This is a genomic window from Pseudomonas sp. GW821-FHT09D08, assembly GCF_059416305.1.
In genome coordinates this window covers 15,669-40,172 of the sequence record NZ_JBWKOX010000023.1, presented here as the reverse complement: position 1 = coordinate 40,172, position 24,504 = coordinate 15,669, and the positions used below count along the sequence as shown (strand labels likewise).

Sequence of the window (24,504 nt, the reverse complement as noted above, 5' to 3'; positions counted from 1 at the left end):
TTTTTTGAGGGAGTCCATAGGCGGGAGGGGGTAAACCCTCTTCACGAAACCACCTCCCCAATCACCACGCCGTCCAACCACCAGCGCGCCAGCCTGTGAACATTCGGCACCTTGAGCAAGGTGAAGTGGTTCCCTGCCCCATACCAGACCTCCAAAGCGCTGCCCTGCTTGCGCCACCCCTCGATCATCCTCCCCTGCTCCCGCTGATTCCCCGCCGCGTCCAGCGCCGGGTCCTCGGCCAGTACCAGGCGCACCGCACCTTCATAGCGCCGCAAAGGCCGATACACCGTGCGCAACGCCGCGCCATAGGTACGCGCCGGCCCCGTCATCGCGTCCACACTGGCACGGGCCGGCAACAACCCCACGTCGACCATGCCCCCATGCAACGCCTGCCGCTGCGCGCGCTCATCGCGCCCGGCAAAGTCCACGAGATCAATGCCAAACGCCTTGCCCGCGGCCAACTGCATGGCCTCGATCAATCGCACCAACGCCGCCGTGGTGGTATAGGGCCGCCCCGCGCCAGCCGGTGCCTCACTGTCGATTACCGTCAAAGATGCCACTTCGCGCCCGGCCGCCTGCAAGCGCAGGGCCATTTCCAATGCGATCCAGCCACCAAAGGAATGCCCGACCAGATGCACCGGCCCACGCGGGCACTCGTGCTCCAGCGCCGTCAGGTAACAGCGCGCGGCCGCCTCGACCTGGCTGTGGGGCACCGCCTCGCCATCAAGGCCCCGATGCTGCAGACCGAACAGCGGCCAGTCACGCCCCAGCGCTTCGCTCAAGCCGACAAACCCGGTCACGCTGTCCCCCGCGCCCGGCACGCAGAACAGTGGCGCATACCCGGCGCGGCCGCCTTGAATTCGCAACAGCGGCTGGTGCGGCGCCTGGCTCACCGGCGTACTTGCCAGCAACGCCGCGCTCATGGCGCGACCCAAGCCTTGGATATGGGGCGCCTGCATCATGCTCTGGTGATCCCCAGGCACCTCCACTCGCAGCAGTTGCCCGGGTGCCAGGGCGTCGTTCCAGCCCAGGGACTCGCTGCGCCGCGCCAACTCGGTAGGGCGCTCCTGGGCGCTGAACAGATGCACCGCCATCGGCAACGGAAACAGGCTGTAGTGCGCCAGCGCATGCCCATGCCCCACTTCGCGCTCGATAAAGCTCAAGAGGTCCGCGTCCGCCGCTGCCGCCATTTGCGCGTACAACAGACCTTGATCGCGACAGCGTTGCAGCAGACCCGCAAAGTCCAACTGTCCAAGCTGTGCCTCAAGTTGCTCAATCCTCGCCAGTTCATCCACACCTCCCTGTGCGTTCCAATAGGCCGTGCATTGCAACAGCAAATGCCGCTTGAGGGCATCCGGACCGCTCCAGCGCGCCTTGCCCTGGTCGGTCATGCGCGGTACGTAACTGTCGATCAGGCCAAGGAACGCCACCGGCTCATCCTGCCCGAGCAATTGCATCGCCACTTCGTAGGCCAGCACTCCGCCAAACGACCAGCCGGCGATCCGATAAGGCCCGTGGGGCTGGATGCCGCGAATCAGGCCGACCATGCGCGCCGCCAAGCCTTCCATGGTGTTGAGGTGCGCCTCACCGAGTGCCACGCCCGGCAGGCCGTAGATCGGATAGTCACCGGGCAGGTGCTGGCCCAGCGCCGGGAAATACACGTCCATGCCACTGAACTCATGAACCAGGAACAACGGCGCCTGCGAGCCGCTGCTGCGTACCGTGATCACTGCAGTATCACGCTCCGGCGCCTGGGTGCGCTGGCGCAGCATGGCGGCCACCGAGGCGACGCTGGCGTGCTGGAACAGCTCGGCCAGGGACACCTGCAACCCCGCCTCCTCCATCAGGTTGACCAGGCGAATCGCCAACAATGAATGCCCACCCAATTCGAAGAAGCTGTCATGCCGGCCCACCTGCGCCAGCTTCAACACCTCGGCCCACAGCTGGGCCAGGGTCTGCTCCAGTGCATCAGCCGGCGCTTCGAATTCGCGGCAGGACAACGCGTCCAGGGCCGGGACCGGCAAGGCTTTGCGGTCGACCTTGCCATTGGCCGTCAACGGCAAGCGCTCCAGCGACACATAGGCCGACGGCAGCATGTAGTCCGGCAGCTGCCCCTGCAGATGGGCGCGTACGCTGTCGATCGCGACGGGCTCGGCCACCCAAGTGAAATAGGCCACCAGGCGCTTGTCGCCCGGGGCGTCCTCACGGGCCAGTACTACCACGTCCTGAATGCTTCCGTGGGTCGCCAGGCGCGCTTCAATTTCACCCAGCTCGATACGGAAGCCACGGACCTTGACCTGGTCGTCATTACGGCCGATGCACTCCAGCAACCCCTCAGCGTTCCAGCGGCCGAGGTCGCCGGTGCGGTACATCAAAGCCCCCTCATTGAAGGGGTCCTGCACAAATTTTTCCGCGCTCAGGTCCGGGCGATTCAGGTACCCGGTGGCCACGCCGTCGCCGCCGATGCAGATTTCACCGGTCACGCCCAGCGGCACCTCCTGCAAGTGCGCATCCAGCACGTGCACCTGGGTGTTGGAGATGGGCCGGCCCACCGGCACGCTGTCCGCGTCATCGGCAACCGCGCGCACTTCATAGGTGGTGGCGTAGGTGGTGGTTTCCGTCGGCCCATAGCAATGCACCAGGCGCAGTGCGGGCGCCCGGGCCAACAGGCTGCGGAAGGCCGCCGGGTCGGCACGCTCGCCGCCGCACAACAGGATGCGCAGGCCGGCCAGGGCGTCAGGGATCAGTTGCACGTATTGGTTGAACAGCGCCGTGGTCACAAACAGCACCGTCACGCCTTGCAGCGCCCGGCCAAAGGCGACCGGATCGAGCAACGTGGTGTGCTCGATCACCTGCACCTGCCCGCCATTGAGCAGCGCGCCCCAGACGTCCATGGTGCTGGCGTCGAACGCCGGGTTGGAAGCGAAGGCCACGCGGTCGCCGGCCTGGAAGTCGGCATAGCCGTTATTGATCACCAGCCGCGTGATGCCGCGATGGGGCACCCGCACCCCCTTCGGCGTACCGGTGGAGCCGGAGGTGTACATGATGTACGCCACGCTGTCGCTCGATTGCGACAGCGCCGGGTTGTGGCTCGGTTGCGAATCGAGGGCCAGGGTGTCGAGGTCCAGGCGCTGTGCGGGGTAATCGGCAGCCATTTCACTGCGGCTCAGCAGCCACGTCGCGCCGCTGTCCTGCAGCATAAAGCCCTGGCGTTCGGCCGGAGCGTTGCTGTCCAGCGGCACATAGGCGGCGGCGCACTTGAGCACCGCCAGTTGGCCCACCAACAGGTCCAGGGAGCGTGGCAGCAGGATCGCAACGTTATCGGCGGGGCGCACCCCAAGCCCCAGCAGGTGATGGGCCAGGCGGTTGGCACGCTGGTTCAGTTCACCGTAACTCCAGGCCTGCTCGCCCTGCACCGCCGCCAGTGCGTTGGGCGTTGCCTGGGCCTGGGCTTCGAACAGACGTTGCACCGTGTGCTCGCGCGGGAATGGGCGCCGGGTCGCATTGAATGCCAGCAGCCGGCGACGTTCGGCGTCGGGCAGGATCGGCAAGCGGCCGATGGCGAGGTCACTGTTGTGTTCCAACGCCTGCACCAGTTGCTCCAGTGCGATATGCAGGTACTCGCATAGACGCCGGGCACCCGGTCCCCTGGCCTTGAGGCTGAAACCAGCGCCCAGGTCATCCACGCTCATCGACAGGCCAAAGGTGCTGTGCTCTTGAGTCTTGAGCAATTGAATGCCCTGCCACGCGTCGGCCGCACCACCGGCGTGCGGCGCACTGTGGCGATAGTTGAACAACACGCTGAACAACGGCGTCGCCACCGGCACTGCGCTGCAACGCTGAGCCAGGGCCAATGGCGCGTGTTCATGACTGAGCAGCTGGGTAAGTCGGGCATGGGTAGCGCGCAGCGCACTGCGTACCGCACGTTCGCCCAGGTCGACCCGCAACGGCAAGGTATTGATAAACACCCCCATGGCCCGCTCGGCCCCCTCGCCACCTTGCAGGCGACCCAGCATGACCGTACCGAACACCACCTGCTCGCGGCCGGACACCTTGCCCAGTACATGGGCCCAGGCCAGGTGCATCAGGCTTGCGGCACTGACACCCGCCTGGCGCGCCTGGGTCCGCAGGCGCTGGCTCAGTGCGGGATCCACGCTCAACTGGGCCGGCTCATCGGCGCCCAGGCCGGGGACTGCCGTGGGCTCGTCGATGTCACCGAGCATCTCGCGGAAGAACCCTTCGTGTGCATCGACACCGCTGCGGGTCTGGGCCACATAGTTGCGATACGGGACCGCTGCGCCTAACGAATCCTGCTCGCCCAGCAGGAAGGCCTGCATGTCGCGCTGCAGGATATCCAGGGCCAAGTGGTCCATGACCAGGTGATGGAACAGCAGCGTGGCCACCACGCGCTGGGGCTCCTCGGTGTAGACCAGGCGCATCAAAGGCGCCTGGGCCAGGTCCAGGCGCTGGGGCAACGGGCCGCTTTCGACGCGCAGCGACGCCTTGCGCCACACCACTTGCAGCGGTTCTTCCAGGCCGTCCCAGTGAAACGACGAGCGCAGAATGTCGTGGCGCTGGATCACCGCCTGCAACGCCCGGGCGAACGCGTCCAGGCGCTGGCGGGAATCAAAGGCGAACTGCGCCTGCAGCACGTAGGCATCGTCGCCCTGCACCGCGCGATGGTGATAGAGCATGCCGGCCTGCAGCGGCGCCAGCGGGTAGATATCCTGCACATTCGCCGCACCACCGGGGATGCCGGCGACAATACGATCAATGTCGGCCTGATCCAGTTGAATCAGGGGCAACTGGTCCGGCGTGATCGCCGTGGCCCCCTCGGCAATGCCATTGACCGGCACCGCCACGCTACGCCCGCCACCCAGCGCTGCCGCCAGAGCACACAGGGTCGGCTGGCCGAACAGCACCTTCACATCCGCCGACAACCCGAGGCGACGCATACGCCCTATCAGGCTGACGGCCAACAGTGAGTGGCCACCCAACTCGAAGAAGTTGTCATGACGTCCCACGCGCTCCACATTGAGCAACTCGGCCCACAGGCTGGCCAGGGTGACTTCCGTATCACCCTGGGGCGCCTCGTACTCGCGCCCCCTCACCGAATCCGCACCCGGTGCAGGCAGGGCCTTGCGGTCGAGCTTGCCGTTAGGGCTCAGGGGCAACGCCTCGAGGTGGACGAAAATCGCCGGCACCATGAACTCCGGCAGGTGCTGCAGCAGATGGCCGCGCAGGGCTTCGATCTCGCTGCGCACACCGGTGTAGTACGCCACCAGGTGATCGTCGCGGGCGACCACGGCAGCTTCGTTGATAGCGGCATACTCGGTGAGGCGCGCCTGGATTTCCCCCAGTTCGATACGCAGGCCGCGAACCTTCACCTGATCATCGTTGCGACCCAGGTATTCGATAGTGCCATCGGGCAAATAACGTCCGACGTCGCCGGTGCGGTACATCCGTCCGGCGCTGAACGGGTCCTTGAGGAAACGTTCGGCGGTCAGTTCCGGGCGGTTCAGGTAACCGCGAGCCACTTGCACGCCGCCGATAAACAATTCGCCGACCACGCCCAGCGGCACCGGCTGCAACTGCCCATCCAGCAGGTACATGCGCGTATTGGCAATCGGCTTGCCGATGGGGGTGTTATCCGGTGTCACCGCGCCTGCGCAGTTCCACGCGGTCACATCCACGGCGGCTTCGGTGGGGCCGTACAGGTTATGCAGTTCGCTGCCGGGCAACTGCTGCTTGAAGCGCCGTACCAGGCTACCGGGCAAGGCCTCGCCGCTGCATATCACCCGCGCCAGCCCGGCGGCCTGGCTCACATCGCCATGGGCCAGGAACACATCGAGCATCGAGGGCACGAAGTGCACGGTGCTGATCCGTTCAGCCTCGATCACGTCGCACAGGTACGCCGGGTCTTTATGCCCACCGGGACGCGCCATCACCAGACACGCGCCGGTGAACAGCGGCCAGAAGAACTCCCACACCGACACGTCGAAGCTGAACGGGGTTTTCTGCAAGACGCGGTCTTGAGCGGTCAATCCATATTCGTCCTGCATCCACAACAGACGGTTGACCACCCCGGCGTGGTCGTTGATCACGCCCTTGGGTTGGCCGGTGGAACCGGAGGTATAGATCACATAGGCAGCCAGGCCCGCGAATTGGGGGTTGTCGATGCAATGGTGTTGCCAGCACGGCTGGTCCAGATCGACTACCGGTACCGCGCCCAGCAGATCGCGGGTCGAAGCCTGGGCCAGCACGGCAACGGGGGCGCTGTCTTCAAGCATGTAGGCCAGGCGCTCGCGTGGATACGCCGGGTCCAACGGCACATAGGCAGCGCCGGCCTTGAGGATCGCGTACAGGCCGACCACCATGGCCAGGCTGCGCTCCACACAGATTGCCACCCGCGAGTCCGGCTGCACGCCCAGCGCGTGCAGGTGATGGGCCAGTTGGTTGGCCTGTGCGTTCAGTTCGGCATAGGTCAGTTGCTGCTCGCCGGCCTTGACCGCAATCGCCTCCGGCGTACGTGCCACTTGGGCTTCGAACATCCCGTGTACGGTCTGGTCAAGGTTGTAGTCCGCCTGGGTGGCGTTGAAGTCGAACAGCAAACGCTCGCGCTCGCGCGCGTCCACCAGCGGCACATGCTCCAGCACCGCCTGGTCGTTATCGACCATGGCCTGCAATAACCGTGTGAAGTAGCCGACGTAACGCTGCACGGTCGACTCATCGAACAGCGCCACCGCGTACTCCAGCGCGCCGAGGATCGTGCCCTGCACTTCCCCCAGGTTCAGCGACAGGTCGAACTTGGCGAAGTGGCTGTTCTCGACGATGCCTTCCAGGGCGAGGTCGCCCAGGGCCAGGGTCGGCGCGCTGCTGTCCTGCCAGCTCAGCAGGGTCTGGAACAACGGGCTATGGGCCAGGCTGCGCGTCGGGCGGATGATTTCCACCACTTGCTCGAAGGGCAGGTCCTGGTGGGCCTGGGCCGCCAATGTCAGCGCCTTGATCCGCGCCAGCAACGCCTCGGTGCTCAGCCCGCCCGAGGTGTCGATGCGCACCGCCAGGGTGTTGACGAACAGGCCGATCAGCCCTTCCACCTCGCTGCGCGTACGGTTGGCCACCGGTGAGCCGATCACCACATCCTGCTGCCCGGACAGCCGCGCCAGCAATGCGGCCCAGGCCGTCATCAAGGTCATGTACACCGTGCAGCCATGGCGTTGGCTCAAGGCCTTGAGCCCGGCGGTGAGACGTTCGTCCAGGTGCACCTCGACGCTGCTGCCGGCGTAGTCCTGGCGGGCCGGGCGCGGGCGGTCGGTGGGCAAGGAGAGCAACGCCGGCGCACCGGCCAGGGCCTGTTGCCAATAGTGGCTCTGGCGTTGCAGTACTTCTCCGCTGAGCCATAGGCGCTGCCACACGGCAAAGTCACCGTACTGGATCGCCAGCGGCGGCAGCGGGTCGGGCTGGCCATGGCTGAACGCGCGGTACAGCGCCATCAGCTCACGGGTAAGCACGCCCATGGACCAACCGTCGGAAACGATATGGTGCAGGGTCAGCAGCAGCACATGGTGCTCGTCAGCCATCACCACCAGACGCCCGCGCAGCAGCGGGCCACGCTCAAGGTCAAAGGGTGCCGAGGCTTCGCCATGGATCAGCGCATCCAGGGCCTGTTGCGGCTGCGGGTGGCGACGCAAGTCCTGCACTTGCAGCGGCAACACGTCTTCGGCGGCGACGATCAGCACCTGGGCTTCGTCGCCGTGCTGGGCGAAACGGCTGCGCAGGGTGGCATGGCGCGCGACGATGCGCGCCAGCGCCCGTTGCAACGCTTGCACATGCAGCTGCCCACGCAGGCGCAGGCCGATGGGAATGTTGTAGGCGGTGTTGGCGCCTTCCATCAACGCCAGGAACCACAGGCGCTGCTGGGCGAACGACAGCGGCACGGGCTCATCGCGGTTGGCCGGCAGGATATCCGGCAAGGTGCTGCGACCCGCCTGGGCCAGCACCTGGGCGACAGCCGTCAGTTCGGCATTGGCAAACAGCTCGCTGAGCAACAGTTCCACGCCCAGGCGCTGGCGAATCTGCGACACCATGCGCATCGCCAGCAACGAATGCCCGCCCAATTCGAAGAAGTGGTCATGGCGACCGACCCGTTCTACCTGCAGCACATCGGCCCAGATCTGCGCCAGCAGGATTTCGATCTCGCCTTGAGGGGCTGCGTATTCACGGCTGAACACTGCCGTCATGTCCGGCGCCGGCAGGGCGTTGCGGTCAATCTTGCCATTGGCGGTCAAGGGCAGCGCATCCAGCTTTACGAAGGCCACCGGGACCATAGAGTCCGGCAGGTGCGCCAGCAGATGGGCGCGGATATCGCCGACGACCAGCGGGTCGAACTGCGGACTTTCCGTGTAATAGGCCACCAGCCGGTCTTCACGCACCAGCACGACGGCTTCCTGGAGGCTGGGCAACAGGTTGAGCTGGGTTTCGATTTCACCCAGTTCGATGCGCACGCCGCGGATTTTCACCTGGTCGTCGTTGCGCCCCAGGTACTCGAGGTTGCCGTCCGGCAGCCAGCGCGCCAGGTCGCCGGTGCGGTACATGCGGCCGGGATTGAAGGGATCGTGCAGGAAGCGTTCGGCGCTCAATTCAGGCCGGTTCAGATAGCCGCGTGCCACACCCTTGCCGCCCACGTACACCTCACCCGCCACACCCAATGGCACCGGACGCTGCTGTGCGTCCAGCAGGTAGACCGTGGCATTGGCGATGGGCTTGCCGATATGCAACGCCTGTCCCGCCTCGACCTTGCCAGACGTGGCGACCACCGTGGCTTCGGTAGGGCCGTAGTTGTTGATCAGCTCAAACCGCTGCGCGCGCCCGAACTGACGCAGGCGGTCGCCGCCGATCAGCAACGTGCGCAGGGTGGGATGTTCGATGGTCTGGCTGAAGGCGTACTCGGCCACCGGTGTCGGCAGGAAAGCCACATCCAGCGGCTGCGCGCACCACCAGGCCAGCAGTGCATCAATGTCTTCGGGGCCGTCGTGGGCCGGTGGCAAGTGCAGCGTCGCCCCGACACACAGCGCCGGCCACACTTCCCAGGCCATGGCATCGAAGCCGAACCCGGCAACGCTGGCGGTATGCCGCCCGGCGCAGAGGTCGAAGGCGTTGCAATGCCAGTCCACCAGGTTGGCCACGGTGTGGTGCTCCACCATCACGCCTTTGGGCAGGCCGGTGGAACCGGAGGTGTAGATCACATAGGCAAGATGGCTCGGTGTGACGGCGACCACGGGATTGCTCGCCGAATGATGGTGCCAGGTGTAGCGATCGAGGTTGATCACCGGCACGTCCAGCGGAGGCAGGCGCTCGAGCAAGGCGTGTTGGGCCAGCACCGCCACCGGGGCGCTGTCGCTGAGCAGGTAGGCCAGGCGTTCGGCCGGGTGGGAGGGGTCCACCGGTACGTAGCAGGCACCGGATTTAAGGATCGCCAGCAACCCGGCCAGGGTATCGAGGCCCCGGCGCGCGACGATGGCCACGCGGTCATCGGGCTTGACCCCCAACGCCAACAGATGATGGGCCAACAAGTTGGCTTGCTGGTTCAGCTCGGCGTAGGTCAGTGTGCGCTCGAGGTGCACGGCGGCGATGGCATCGGGCGTCAGCGCGGCCTGGGCTTCGATACGCCCATGCAGGGTGGTGCCTTGGGGAAAACTCACCGAGGTCCCGTTGAACTGCTCAAGCACCAGGCGTTGCTCCGCAACGGGGACGACCGTCACCTGGTTCAACGCGGTGGTCGGCGCCTGTTCCAGCGCAGTCACCAGGTGTTCCAGGGCGGTTTGCAGGTAGGCGCACACACGCTGCGGGTCCACCTGGGCACTGGCCAGCAGGCTCAAGCCAAAGTCCTCGCCGAGGTCATCGACGCTCAAGGTCAGCGGGTAGTTGGTGCGTTCCTCGGCACTCAGGGCGACGATGCCCTGCCATGCCGACACGGCCTCGGCGCTGGCGGCGGGTGCGCTGTGACGATAGTTGAGCAGCGCGCTGAACAAGGGCGTGGGGGCAATCACGGCGCTGCAACGCTGGGCCAGGGCCAGCGGCGCATGCTCATGGCGCAGCAATGTGGTGAGCCGCGCATGGGTGGCCTTAACCCCGGCGCCTACATCCTGGGCGTCCACATCCACGCGCAACGGCAGGGTGTTGATGAAAATCCCCAGGGCCCGTTCCGTGTCATGACTGCCCTGCAGGCGGCCCATCAATACCGTGCCGAAGACCACCTGTTGCTTGCCGGACAATGCGCTCAACACCTGCGCCCAGCCCAGGTGAAACAGGCTCGCCGCGCTGACGCCCAGCTGCCGTGCCTGAGTGCGCAGGCGTCGGCTCAACGGCGCCGCCAAGGGCAGGCTGAGTTCGCGGATGCCCCGTGCATCGCCCTGCACGTCCTGCAAACCGAAGGGCAAGGTTGGCTCACTGATGTCGCCCAGCATCTGGCGGAAGAACTGCTCGTGTTCCTGCTCGCTGATGCCCAACCGTGCCTGCGCCACATAGTTGCGAAACGGCACCGCCTGGCCCAGCGTCGCGCCCTGCCCCTGCAGGCACGCTTGCATTTCATGGCACACCACCTCCAGGGCACTGTGGTCCAGGGCCATATGGTGGAACAGCAAGGTGGCGACAATGCGCTGGTTGGCCGGATCATCGGCGTGCACCAGGCGCAGGAGCGGCGCCTGGGTGACGTCGAGCCGATAGTGACGGGCATCGAACAACGCGTGCAGTTGTGCGCCGATGTCGCCGTCGGCAGGGTCCAGTTCAAGGGCCTGCACCGGCAGGCACGCCCGGCGCCACACCACTTGCGACGGCTGTTGCAGGCCATCCCAGACCACGCCGGTGCGCAGGATGTCATGGCGATCCATGACGGTTTGCAGGGCCTGGGCGAACGCGTCGAACCGCGCCAGGCTGTCGAACGCGAACTGCGACTGCATCACATACGGGTCGCCCTGTCCGGCGCTGGCATGGTGAAACAGAATGCCTTCCTGCAGCGGCGCGAGCGGGTAGATGTCCTGGATATTCGCCACGCCGCCGTCGACGGTGGCGACGATGCGGTCGATCTCGTCCTGGTCAAGGCATGACAACGTCAGCATGTCCGGCGTGATGCGTTCGGTACCCGGCGCAATGCCATTGGCCGGCACCGCGACTTCACCGGCCTTGGTCGGTGCGTATTCGCCGGCCTTGATCAGCTCGATCAGCCCCGGTTTGTGCTCACGCAACGCGGCCAGGATCGCCGGGTCGCTCAAGGCCTGCTTGTTGCCTTGCACCGACAACTGTTCGCCCTTGAGCGCCAGTTGGATGTCCTTGGTTTTCAGGGTTGCCAGCAGCTCAAAGAGGCTCACAGGACGATCTCCATTCGTTCGGTCATTGCGGCGTAGCCGGCCAGCGTCGGCTGTTCGAACAGCGCCCGCACATCGGCTTCCATGCCTTCCTGGCGCAGGCGCCCGATCAAGCTCACGGCGAGCAGCGAGTGCCCGCCCAGTTCAAAGAAATTATCCAGGCGCCCTACCCGCTCCACGTTCAGCAGCTCGGCCCACAGCCGCGCCAGCAGGATCTCGGTATCACCTTCCGGCGCCTGGTACTCACGCCCCTGCAGCGCCTGCATGCCAGGCGCCGGCAGCGCCTTGCGGTCGAGCTTGCCGTTGGGGCTCAGGGGCAGCGCGTCGAGGTGTACGAACAGCGCGGGTACCATAAAGTCCGGCAGGTGCTGCAACAGGTGGGCACGCAGTTGCTCAATATCGGCAGGGGTACCGGTGTAGTACGCGACGAGCCGGTCTTCACGGGCGACCACCGCCGCTTCGTTGACCTGAGGATGCTCAAGCAGGCGCGCCTGGATTTCCCCGAGTTCGATGCGCAGGCCACGGATCTTGACCTGATCATCATTGCGGCCCAGGTACTCGATATTGCCGTCCGGCAGGTAGCGCCCCAGATCACCGGTGCGGTACAGACGACCGGGGGTGAAGGGGTCCTTGAGGAAACGTTCGGCCGTCAACTCGGGACGGTTCAGGTAACCCCGCGCCACCTGCACGCCGCCGATAAACAGCTCGCCGACCACGCCCAGCGGCACCGGTTGCAACTGCCCATCCAGCACATACAGGCGCGTGTTGGCGATGGGTTTGCCGATCGGGGTGTTGTCCGCTGCATTGGGGCGCGCGCAGTTCCAGGCGGTCACGTCCACCGCGGCTTCGGTGGGGCCGTACAGATTGTACAGGCCGATCCCCGGCAACTGCTGCTTGAAGCGGCGCACCAGGCTGCCCGGCAGGGCTTCGCCGCTGCACATCACCCGTTGCAACCCCGCCGCCTGGCTGACATCGCCGTGGGCCAGGAACACATCGAGCATCGACGGCACAAAGTGCAAGGTGGTGATCTGCTCAGCTTCGATCACATCGCACAGGTAGGCCGGGTCTTTATGCCCGCCGGGGCGCGCCATCACCAGGCGGGCGCCGGTGAACAACGGCCAGAAGAACTCCCATACCGACACGTCAAAGCTGAACGGGGTTTTCTGCAGCACTGCGTCATGGGCCTTGAGGCCGTAGGCGTCCTGCATCCACAACAAGCGGTTGACCACCCCGGCGTGCTCATTGATCACGCCTTTGGGCTGGCCGGTGGAGCCGGAGGTATAGATCACGTAGGCCTGGTTACGGGCGGTGAGGCCCGGCACCTCGGGGTTGCTCGCACTCTGGTGCTGCCAGGTGGGCTGGTCGAGGTCGATCACCGGCACCTCGCCGAGCACACCACGAGTCGCACGTTGCGCCAGCACCACCACCGGCGCGCTGTCGTGCAGCATGTAGGCGATACGCTCCAGCGGGTACGCCGGGTCGAGCGGCACATAACCGCCACCGGCCTTGAGGATGGCGAACAGGCCAATGAGCATGTCCAGGCCGCGCTCCAGGCAAATCCCCACCCGCGATTCCGGCTGGACACCCAATTCACGCAGATGATGGGCCAGGCGGTTGGCGCGTTCGTTGAGTTGCCGGTAGGTGAGCTGTTGCTCGTGCGCTTTCACGGCAACGGCATCCGGCGTGCGCATGACCTGGGCCTCGAACAGCCCGTGCAGGGTCTGGTCGAGGGGGTAGTTCACCTCCGTGGCGTTGAATTCAACCAGCAGTTTTTGCCGCTCCTCGGCCCCCAGGATCGGCAGCCGATGGAGCGCCTGGTGCGGCGCCTGCTCCAGGGCCTCGACCAGCCCGGCCAAGGCCACTTGCATATAACCGCAGATCCGTTGCGCATCGACGTGGGCCAATGCCGTCACGTCGTAGCCATCGCCCAAGTCGTCCACATTCAAGGTCAGCGGGTAGTTGGTGCGCCCGTCGTTGACCAGGGTCTGCATGCCCTCCCAGGCGTGTTGCGCGTCCTGGGAACGGGTGGCGGCGCCGCGATGGCGATAGTTGAGCATCGAACTGAACAACGGCGCCGGTGCCGCCACACCGCTGCAACGCTGAGCCAGGGCCAGGGAGGCATGCTCGTGGCCGAGCAACGCGCTGAGCCGTGCGTGGGTGGTGCGCACGGCTGCACGCACACCTTGGGCGTCGATATCCAGGCGCAGGGGCAAGGTGTTGATAAAGACGCCGAGGGCACGGTCGGCGCCCTCGCCGCCTTGCAGGCGCCCCACCAGCACCGTGCCGAAGACCACGCTGTGCCGCCCGGAGGTGGCCGCCAGGACCTGGCCCCAGGCCAGGTGGAACAGGCTCGCCGTACTCACGCCGAGCAAACGGGCCTGAGCCCGCAGGCGGCGGTTAAGGTCGCTGTCCAATTGCAGGCTGTGCGCTTCGATAGCGCTGCCGTCGCCGCGGACATCCTGCAGGCCGAAGGGCAAGGTGGGTTCATCGACATCGCCAAGCATGTCGCGGAAGAACGCCTCGTGCTCCTGCTCGCTGACACCCAGGCGTGCCTGGGCCACGTAGTTGCGGTACGGCATCGGCGCGGCGGTGGGCGCCGGGTGGCCGAGCAGGTAGCCCTGCATTTCCCGCAGCACCACGTCGAAGGCGGTGTGGTCGAGGACGATATGGTGATAGAGCAACACCGCCACCACGCGCTGGTTGGCCGGGTCTTCGGCATAGGCCAGGCGGATCAGGGGCGCCTGGCTGATGTCCAGGCGGTAGCGCCGGGCATCGAAGCGCTCATGCAGGCCGGCCAGTACATCGCCTTGCAAGTGCAAGTGTTCAAGTGGCAATCGGGCCTTGCGCCACACCACTTGCAGCGGTTGCACCAGGCCCTCCCAGACCACCCCGGTGCGCAGGATATCGTGGCGATCGATCACCTGCTGCAGCGCCTGGGCGAAGGCGTGTAGACGCTCGATACGGTCAAACGCCAGGTGCGACTGCAGCAGGTAGGGGTCGCCCTGCCCGGCCGTGAGGTGGTGGTACAGAATGCCTTCCTGCAAGGGTGCCAGGGGGTAGATGTCCTGCACATTCGCGGCGCCGCCGGGCACGCAGCTGACGACCTGGTCCAGACTCGATTGATCGAGTGTCACCAGGGACAGCAGGTCCGGGGTGATGCGCTGGCAATCAGCCGGGATGCGGTTGGCCGGCACCTGGACTTCGCGACCACTGCCCACGGCCGCGGCCAGGGCGGCCAGGGTTGGCTGGCTGAACAGCACGCGCACGTCGGCGCTCAGGCCAACCTGGCGCATGCGCTCGATCAGGCTGACCGCCAGCAACGAATGGCCCCCCAGTTCAAAGAAGTGATCGTGGCGCCCCACTTGCTCGACCTGCAGCACTTCGGCCCAGAGCCTTGCCAGGGTGGTTTCCACGGCGCCTTGCGCAGCTTCGTACTCACGGCTCAGCACGGCGGTCTGGTCCGGTGCCGGCAAGGCCTGGCGGTCGAGCTTGCCGTTGGCGGTCAGGGGCAGCACGTCGAGCCGCACGTAGGCCACCGGCACCAAGGCCTGCGGCAAGTGCGCCTGCAGTTGCTCACGCAGGCTTTCGATGGACAGCGGGTGGTGTTCGGTGAACCAGGCCACCATGCGCCCCTCGCGCACCAGCACCACCGCTTCGCCCACCCCTGGCAACGCCGCCAGGCAGCTTTCGATTTCGCCCAGCTCGACGCGCACGCCACGGATTTTCACCTGCTCGTCGTTGCGTCCCAGGTACTCAAGATTGCCGTCGGGCAACCAGCGCACCTGATCGCCGGTGCGGTACATGCGACCGGCGTTGAACGGGTCCTGCAGGAAGCGTTCGGCCGTCATCTGCGCACGGTTCAGATATCCGCGAGCCACGCCGCTGCCACCCACATACAGTTCACCGGCGACACCCACCGGCACCGGCCGCAAGTGCTCATCCAGCACGTAGACGCAGGCATTGGCGATGGGCCGGCCGATATGCAGCGCCTGCCCGGCACGCACGCGGCCGGAGGTGGCAACCACCGTGGCCTCGGTAGGCCCGTAGTTGTTGATCACGGCAAAGCGCCGCTCCTGGCTGAACTGGCGCAAGCGGTCGCCGCCGATCAGCAGCAGGCGCAAGGTGGGGTGGTGCAGGTCCTGGCTGAACGCATATTCGGCCACCGGCGTGGGCAGGAAGCTGACGTCCAGGGGCTGCGCCAGCCACCAGGCAAGCAGGTCATCAATCTGTTCATTGCCCAGCTCGGAAGGCGGCAGGTGCAGGGTGGCGCCCACGCACAATGCCGGCCACACCTCCCAGGCCATTGCGTCAAAACCAAAACCGGCGACGCTGCTGGTGTGACTGATGGCGCTCAGGCCAAAGGCTTCGCAGTGCCAATGCACCAGGTTTTCCACGCTGCGGTGCTCCACCATCACGCCCTTGGGTTGGCCGGTGGAGCCGGAGGTGTAGATCACGTAGGCCAGGTGCGCCGGGGTCAGGTCGGCGATCTGCGGATTGCTCACGTTGGGATGGTGGTGCTCATGCAGGTCGATGCTGGCGACATTACCCAGCAGCTCGCGGGTGCTCGCTTCCGCCAGCACCGCCACAGGAGCGCTGTCCTGCAACAAGTAAGCAATGCGTGCAGCGGGATAGGCCGGGTCAATCGGCACATAACCTGCGCCCGCCTTGAGAATACCCAGCAATCCCACCAGCATCTGCGGCCCACGCCGGCAGCACAGGGCGACGCGGTCATCCGGTTGCACCCCCTGCGCCAGCAGGTGATGGGCCAACTGGTTGGCGCGCTGGTTGAGCTGGCGATAGGTCAGGGATGTGCCGTCCTGCACCACGGCAATGGCATGGGGCTGGCGCTCGGCCTGGATTTCGAAGGCGCCATGCACGGTGTGCCCGGTGGGGAAATCCGCCACCGTGGCATTGAACTCGCGCAGCAGGGTTTCGCGTTCGCTGGCCGGGAGGATATCCAGCTGGTCCAGCGCGGTGTGCGGGGTATTTTCCAGGGTGTCGACCAGTTGCTCGATGGCATTGGCCATGTAAGCGCACACGCGCCCCGCGCCGATGCGCGGCAGCGCCAACACGCTCAGGCCGAAGCCCTCACCCAGGTCATCGACACTGAGGGTCAACGGGTAGTTGCTGCGCTCTTCACCGCCCAACAGCTGCACACCTTCCCAAATACCATGGCCGTCGCGGGCCATTTCGCCGGGGTGGCTGTGACGGTAGTTGAGCAAGGCGCTGAACAGCGGCGTGGAAGCCGCCACGCCACTGCAGCGCTGGGCCAGGGCCAGGGAGGCGTGTTCGTGACCGAGCAAGGCGCTCAAGCGCCCATGGGTCGCCTTGAGCGCGGCCACCGCGTCGACGGCCACGTTCACCTTCAGCGGCAAGGTGTTGATGAACATCCCCAAGGCACGGTCGGCGCCGTCGCCCGCCTGCATGCGGCCCATCAGGACGGTGCCGAATACCACCTCGTCACGCCCACAGACACGCCCCAGCACCAGCGCCCACGCCAGGTGCATCAGGCTCGCCGCACTGACGCCGCGCAATCGCGCCTGTTCCCGCAGCCGCTGGGCCAACGCGGCGTCCACGGCCTGCTCGGCCTCTTCGATAGCGCGCCCGTCACCCTGCACGTCCTGCACGCCGAACGGCAAGGTGGGCTCATCGACGTCGGCGAGCATCGCGCGGAAGAACTGCTCGTGTTCGTCCACACTCACGCCAAGACGCGCCTGGGCCACATAGTTACGGAACGGCGCGGCCAGCGGCAAGTCCTGTGCCTGGTTGAACAGGAACGCGTCCATCTCCCGCCCCACCACCGCCATCGCCGTGTGATCCAGCGCCAGGTGGTGGAACAGCAGGATCGCCGCCACCCGCCGGTTGGCCGGGTCCGGGGCGTAGACCATACGCAGCAACGGCGCCTGGGTAATGTCCAGGCGATAGTGGCGCGCATCGAAACGCCCATGCAGTTGTTCGAGGATATCGCCGTGCGCCGGGTCCAGGTCAATCGCCTGAACCACCAGCGGCGCCTCACGCCAGACCACCTGGACCGGGCTGTCGAGGCCTTCCCAGACCACGCTGGTGCGCAGGATGTCGTGACGGGCCGCAACCTGTTGCAGCGCGCCCATGAACCGTTGCAACCGCTCAAGGCTGTCGAAGGCCATGCGCGATTGCAGCAGGTACGGATCGCCCTGCTCGGCGCTGATATGGTGGTACAGAATGCCTTCCTGCAGCGGCGCCAGCGGGTAGATATCCTGCACATTCGCCGCACCGCCAGGGACGCTGGCGACGACCCGGTCAATGGCCGCTTGATCAAGGCTCACCAGGGTCAGCATCGACGGCACTATCCGGGTACAGCCCGCAGGAATGCCATTGGCCGGCACCGCAATCTCACGGCCGCTGCCGACTGCCGCCGCGAGCGCCGCCAGGCTCGGCTGATTGAACAGCACACGCACATCGGTGCTCAGACCGGCCTGGCGCATGCGCTCGATCAGGCTGACCGCCAGCAACGAGTGCCCGCCCAGCTCAAAGAAATGGTCATGACGGCCGACGCGATCAAGCTTGAGCACATCCTGCCAGATTTGCGCCAACAGGGTTTCCACCTCGCCTTCCGGCGCCTCATACCCACGGCTGAGCAGCGCGCCTGCATCCGGTACCGGCAGGCCCTTGCGGTCCAGTTTGCCATTGGCAGTGAGGGGCAACAGTGCCAGCCAGACATAGGCCGACGGCACCATGTAGTCCGGCAGCCGCCCCTGCAGATGGGCGCGCAGCGCTTCGATCGGCAGCGGCGCGTCAGCGGTGTAGTAAGCCACCAGGCGCTTGTCGCCAGGCTCGTCTTCACGGACCAGCACCACGGCGTGGTCCACCTGAGGGAAGGCGGCCAGGCAGGCTTCGATTTCGCCGGGTTCGATGCGGAAACCACGGATCTTCACTTGCAGGTCATTGCGCCCCCGGTACAGCAAGGTGCCGTCGGCCTGCCAGCACACCAGATCTCCGGTGCGGTACAGCAGGCCCGCGCCGAACGGGTTCGGGATAAACGTTTCGGCGGTCAGTTGCGGCTGGTTCAGGTACCCCTTGGCCACGCCCGCGCCGCCAATATACAGCTCGCCGACCACGCCCAACGGCAGCAGTTGACGGTGCGCATCCAGGACGTAGGCCTGGGCATTGGCAATCGGCCGGCCAATCGGAATACCGCCCTCGCCCACCTGGGTAATTTCATGGGTGGTGGCAAAGGTGGTGGCTTCGGTCGGCCCGTAGCCGTTGAGCAGGTGCCGGGGCTTGCCGTGCTTGAGCACGCGGTCGATCACCAGCGGGTCGAGCACATCGCCGCCGACGATCAGGTAACGCAACTGCGCCAATACCGGCATCAGTGCATCGGCGTATTGGTGGAACAGCCCGGCGGTCATCCACAACACACTGATGGCCTGCTCCTGCAGCAACGACGCCAGCGCCGCCTGGGACAACAGCACCGCCTGTTCGACCACCACCACACAGCCGCCGTTGAGCAGCGGTGCCCACACCTCAAGGGTACTGGCATCGAAAGCGGGGTTTGAGGCAAAGGCCACGCGGTCGCGCGGGTTGAACTCGGCATAGCCGTTGTTGAGCACCAGGCGCGAGATGGCGCGGTGGGGCACTTGCACGCCTTTCGGTGCGCCTGTGGAGCCGGAGGTGTAGAGGATGTACGCCACGCTTTCCGATGACTGCAATACTTGCGGGTTGTGCGGCGACTGCGCCTCCAGATTCAGGTCGGCCAAGGTATTGAGCACCCGCTGCGCACCACTGTCCTGCACGATAAGCGCCTGGCGCTCGAGCGGCGCATTGATGTCCAACGGCACATACACGGCGCCGCACTTGAGGATCGCCAGTTGGCAGATCAGCAAGTCGAGGCTGCGCGGCAACGCAATCGCCACGCTTTCCCCTGGCTGCACGCCCTGGCTGATCAGGTGATGGGCCAGGCGGTTGGCACGGCGGTTAAGGTCGCGGTAGCTCAGGGACAACGGCCCCTGCACCGCCGCCACCGCTTCGGGGCGCGCCAGGACCTGGGCTTCGAACAGTTGCGGCACGGTGAGCTGCGACGGGTAGTCCCGGGCGGTGGCATTGAAGTCCACCAGCAGTTGGTTACGTTCGGCCGGCGGCACGATCGACACGGCCAGCATCGGCGTGGTGGGCGCCTGTTGCAGCGCGGTCACCAGGTGACGCAAGGCGGTGAGCATATAGTCGCCGACACGCCGCGCGTCCAGGCTGGCCACGCCTTGCACCGTGAGGGCGAAGCCGCTGCCGAGGTCATCGACGTTAAGCACCAGCGGGTAATTGCTGCGTTCTTCGGAACTGAGGATCCGGATGCCTGAAGCGGCAAACGGACTGTCTCCCGGCACGTCCGCCGGCGCGCTGTGACGGTAGTTGAGCAGCGTGCTGAACAACGGCAACGAACCCGGTACGCCACTGCACCGCTGGGCCAGGGACAGCGGCGCGTGCTCATGCACGAGCAAGTCTGCCAGGCGCGCATGGGTGGCGCGCACCGCGGCCTGCACGCCGACGGTGCCGACGCTGACCCGCAGCGGCAAGGTGTTGATAAACATCCCCAGGGCGCGGTCGGCACCTTCGCCACCCTGCATGCGCCCAAGCAGCACGGTGCCGAACACCACCTCCTGCTGCCCGGAGACTTGCCCCAGCACGTGCGCCCAGGCCAGGTGCACCAGGCTCGCCGTGCTCACGCCCAATTGCCGCGCCTGCTCGCGCAGGCCCAGGCTCAATGCCGGCTCCAGCGGCAAGTGCGCTTCGACAATGCCGCTGCCGTCACCATTCACGTCCTGCAAGCCGAAGGCCAGGGTCGGCGCGTCGATATCGCCCAACATCTCGCTGAAGAACGCTTCGTGCCGGGCCTGGCTGACTCCAAGGCGCGCCTGGGCCACATAGTTGCGGTACTGCACCGCATCCGGCAGTTGCGCGCTGCGCCCGGCCAGGCTGGCACTCATTTCCTGCACCAGCACTTGCAGGGCGGTGTGGTCGAGCAGGATATGGTGCAGCAGCAGAATGCCGACGAAACGTCCCTGATCCTCGGCGTAGGCCAGGCGCATCAGTGAAGCGCGGGACAGGTCGAGGCGATAGTGGCGTGGGTCAAAGCGCTGTTGCAGGTACGCCAGGGCATCGACGCCCGGGGCTTCAATGCGCTCCACGGCCAGCGGCGCCTGGCAGCAGACCACCTGTGCCGGCACGTCCAGGCCTTCCCAGAGGATCGCGGTGCGCAGGATGTCATTGCGCTCGATCACGCTCTGCAGCGCCAGGATAAAGGCATCCACCGCAGCCTGATCGTCAAAGCCCAACTGCACCTGCAACACATAGGGGTCACCGTCGGTGGTCGCCAGGTGGTGATAGAGAATGCCTGCCTGCAAGGGCGCCAGGGCGTAGATGTCCTGCACATTGCCGATACCGCCGGGCACGCTGTGGAGGATGTGATCGATGGCGGCCTGGTCGAGATCGATCAGCGGCAACATATCCGGGGTGATGACCTGACTGTGGGCATGGATCGAGTTGGCCGGCACCTGCACTTCCGCTTGCCCGCCCACCGCCGCCGCGAGTGCTGCCAGGGTGGGTTGGCCAAACAACACGCGCACGTCGGCGCTGAGGCTCACCTGGCGCATGCGTTCGATCAGCTTGACCGCCAGCAGGGAGTGGCCACCCAGTTCGAAGAAATGGTCATCGCGGCCAATGCGATCAAGCTTGAGCAGGTCTTGCCAGATGCCGGCGATGGCGGTTTCCACGTGCCCCCGGGGGGCCTGGTAGCTGCGCCGGGCCACGGCATCGGCGTCGGGTGCAGGCAAGGCCTTGCGGTCGAGCTTGCCGTTGGTGGTCAGCGGGAAACGTTCCAGCAGCACGAAGGCACTGGGCACCATGTGTTCGGCCAGACTCAGCAGCAGGTGATCACGCAGCGCCGCGACGCGGGTGTCGCCCTCGGCAATCACGTAGGCCACCAGGCGTTTGTCCCCCGGTTGATCTTCACGGGCGATCACCACCGCGTCGCGCACCCCTTGGGCGCTGGCCAGGCGCGCCTGGATTTCGCCCAGTTCGATCCGGAAGCCGCGGATCTTCACCTGGTCATCATTGCGCCCCAGGTACTCCACGCTGCCGTCGGCCAACCGGCGTCCAAGGTCGCCGGTCCTGTACATCCGCAGTCCGGTGGACGGATCGCTGAGGAAGCGTTCGGCGGTCAACCCATCCCGGTTGAGGTACCCCCGCGCCACACCGGCACCGCCGACGTACAACTCGCCGACCACGCCAACCGGCAGCGGCTCGTGGTGGGCGTCCAGCACATACAGTTGCAGGTCGGGAATAGGCCCGCCGATCGGGCTGACGCCGACCAACTGCGCGTCCGCCGCTTCCAGGGCGCGGTACGTCACGTGCACGGTGGTTTCGGTGATGCCATACATGTTCACCAACTGCGTACCGGCGTTGATCGCCCGTGCGTACCACGGCTTGAGCATCCCCGGCTCCAGGGCCTCGCCGCCGAAAATCACCTGGCGCAGGGAATGGGCCTGGGGGCTGTCGCCCTGGGCCGCGAGCAGTTGGCGGAAGGCGCTGGGGGTCTGGTTGAGGATGCTGACGCCCGCTTCGCAGAGCAGCGTGTAGCACTCGTCCGGCGAACGGCTGAGCAGTTGCGGCACGATCAGTAACTGGCCGCCGTGCAGCAGCGCCCCCCAGATTTCCCACACCGAAAAATCGAACGCGAAGGAATGAAACAATGCCCACACGTCGTTGCGGTTGAAGCCGAACCAGTGCTCGGTAGCGCTGAACAGCCGCGCCACCTGGCGATGCTCGACCATCACGCCCTTGGGCTGGCCGGTTGAGCCGGAGGTGTAGATCACATAGGCCAGGTTGTGCGGGTCGAGCATCACATGCGGATTGACGATGGACTCGCCGCGCAGGCCGTTGAGGTCGATCGGCGCCAGCTCGCCCACCAGGTGACGGGTGTTGGCTTGCACCAGCACGGCCAGGGGTTGGCTGTCGCGCAGGGTGTAAGCAATGCGTTCCAGCGGGTAGGCCGGGTCGATGGGGACATAGCCGGCGCCGGCCTTGAGGATGCCCAGCAGGCCGATGATCATCTCCGGGCCACGTTCGACGCAGATGGCCACGCGGTCGTCGGGGCGGATGCCTTGCGCCAGCAGGCGATGGGCGACCTGGTTGGCGCGCTCGTTGAGCTGGCGGTAGCTCAGACGCTGCTGGTCGAACCGCAGGGCAATGGCCTCCGGCTGGGCGGCGGCTTGGAGTTCGACCTGCTGGTGGATCAAGGCGCTGTCGGCGTAGGTGCGAGGGCTAGGGTTGAGGCTGTGCAGCAGGTGGTGGCGCTCTTCGTCGGGCAGGATCGCCAGGCGGTCGAGGGGCGTGTCCGGATGGTGTTCCAGGGCCTGGGCCAGGCTCTCCAGCGCCGTGTGCAGGTAGCCGGCGACACGCTGCGCGCCGATGTGCCCATCGACCATCACCGTCAGCGCAAAGTCTTCGCCCAGGTCATCCACATTGACCGTCAGCGGGTAATTGGTACGTTCTTCGGCGCCCAGTACCTGGATGCCCTCAGCGACCTCAATCACCGCGGCCATGTCGCCCGCGGCGCTGTGCCGGTAGTTGAGCATCGCACTGAACAGCGGCGTCGGCGCGGCCACACCACTGCAACGCTGGGCCAGTGCCAGGGAGGCATGTTCATGCTCGAGCAACGCGGTGAGTCGCGCATGGGTTGCCTGCACCCCGGCGCGCACGCCCTGCGCGCCCACATCCACCCGCAACGGCAAGGTGTTGATGAACATGCCCAAGGCCCGCTCACCGCCCTCACCCGCCCCCATGCGCCCGAGCATCACCGTACCGAACACCACCGCATCGCGACCGGAAACCACGCCCAGGACACGGGCCATGGCCAGATGCAGCAGGCTCGCCACGCTTACCCTCAGCGGCCGCGCCAGGCTGCGCAGGCGGCGACTCAGATCGCTGTCGACGGAAATACGCGCCTCGTCGATGCCCAGCCCATCGCCCTGTACGTCCTGCAAGCCGAACGGCAAGGTCGGCTCGTCGATGTCCGCCAGCATCTCGCGGAAAAACGCCTCATGGGCCTGCTCGCTGACCCCGTGGCGCACCTGGGCGATATAACGGCGAAACGCTACGGGCTCAGGGGCCTGGTCTTGCTGGCCGGCCAAGTACAGCTGGATTTCATGGCGTACCACATCCAGGGCGGTGTGATCGAGGATGGTGTGGTGGAACAACAGCATGGCAACCACACGCTGGTTGGCCGGGTCATCGGCGAATACCAGGCGCAGCAGCGGTGCCTGGCCCAGGTCCATGCGGTAAGTGCGCGCGTCGTAGCGCGTCAACAGGCGGTCGAGGGCATCGCCACCGCTGAAGTGCGCCTCTTCACAGGCCAGGGTTGCCTTGCGCCACACCACTTGCAGTGGTTCATCGAGGCGTTCCCAGGCCATGGAGGTGCGCAGGATGTCGTGGCGATCGATCACCCATTGCAAGGCTTCGACAAAGGCCGCCAAACGTGCACGGCTATCGAACACAAACTGGGCGTGCAACACATAGGGATCGCCCTGCGCTGCCGAAAGATGGTGATAGAGCATGCCTTCCTGCAACGGCGCCAGCGGGTAGATATCCTGCACATTCGCCGCCCCACCGGGGATCGCCGCGACGATACGGTCAAGCGCCAGCTGGTCGAGATTGACCAGCGGCACCATGTCCGGCGTGATGCGATAGGCCGGGCTCAACCAGTCCCCGCCATGCTCGGTCACCAGCGTAAGCAAGCGCGGTTTGTGGGCGATCAGTTGATCCCACAACGCATCGTCCAATGCCTCATCGTCACCCAGGACAATCAGGTCGTCTTCTTCCCTTTGCAGACGGATCGCGTGGGTGGAAATCGCTGCCAATAATTCGCTGAACTGCATGGGGGTAACCTGCCTGATAAGTCACGGTGGAGAAGAAAGTCCGTTTTCAGCTGCCGTTTGGAATCGGGTGTGCTGGAGCGCCCGGTGAAAAAAATGCAGGCGCAGCCGCAGGCCTGGAGGGGCTTCCGGCAGGGTTGGAAAATTAAGGGATTTGGGCGCTGGGGGGTGACATGGGAAGCGGGGACAAGAGGGAGGCAGCGAGGGTTCAACGTTTTTTCAGGGCAGGTAATCGCTCC

2 protein-coding genes are annotated in these 24,504 nt (G+C 65.9%); both read right to left on the bottom strand.

Annotated features, from left to right (window positions below):
• Positions 1–41 precede the first annotated feature (41 nt).
• Complete coding sequence (locus AC07OP_RS27315; protein ID WP_495102889.1) at positions 42–11,366, bottom strand: amino acid adenylation domain-containing protein; 11,325 nt, start codon at positions 11,364–11,366, stop codon at positions 42–44.
• Positions 11,363–24,268: an amino acid adenylation domain-containing protein gene (locus AC07OP_RS27310; RefSeq protein WP_495102890.1), complete on the bottom strand. Its 12,906-nt coding sequence runs from the start codon at positions 24,266–24,268 to the stop codon at positions 11,363–11,365. Before AC07OP_RS27310 ends, AC07OP_RS27315 begins: the two co-directional genes overlap by 4 nt.
• Positions 24,269–24,504 lie beyond the last annotated feature (236 nt).

Bases quoted from the DNA above. Each gene is read 5' to 3' on its own strand.
- AC07OP_RS27310 (WP_495102890.1), bottom strand. From the start codon at position 24,268: ATGCAGTTCAGCGAATTATTGGCAGCGATTTCCACCCACGCGATCCGT.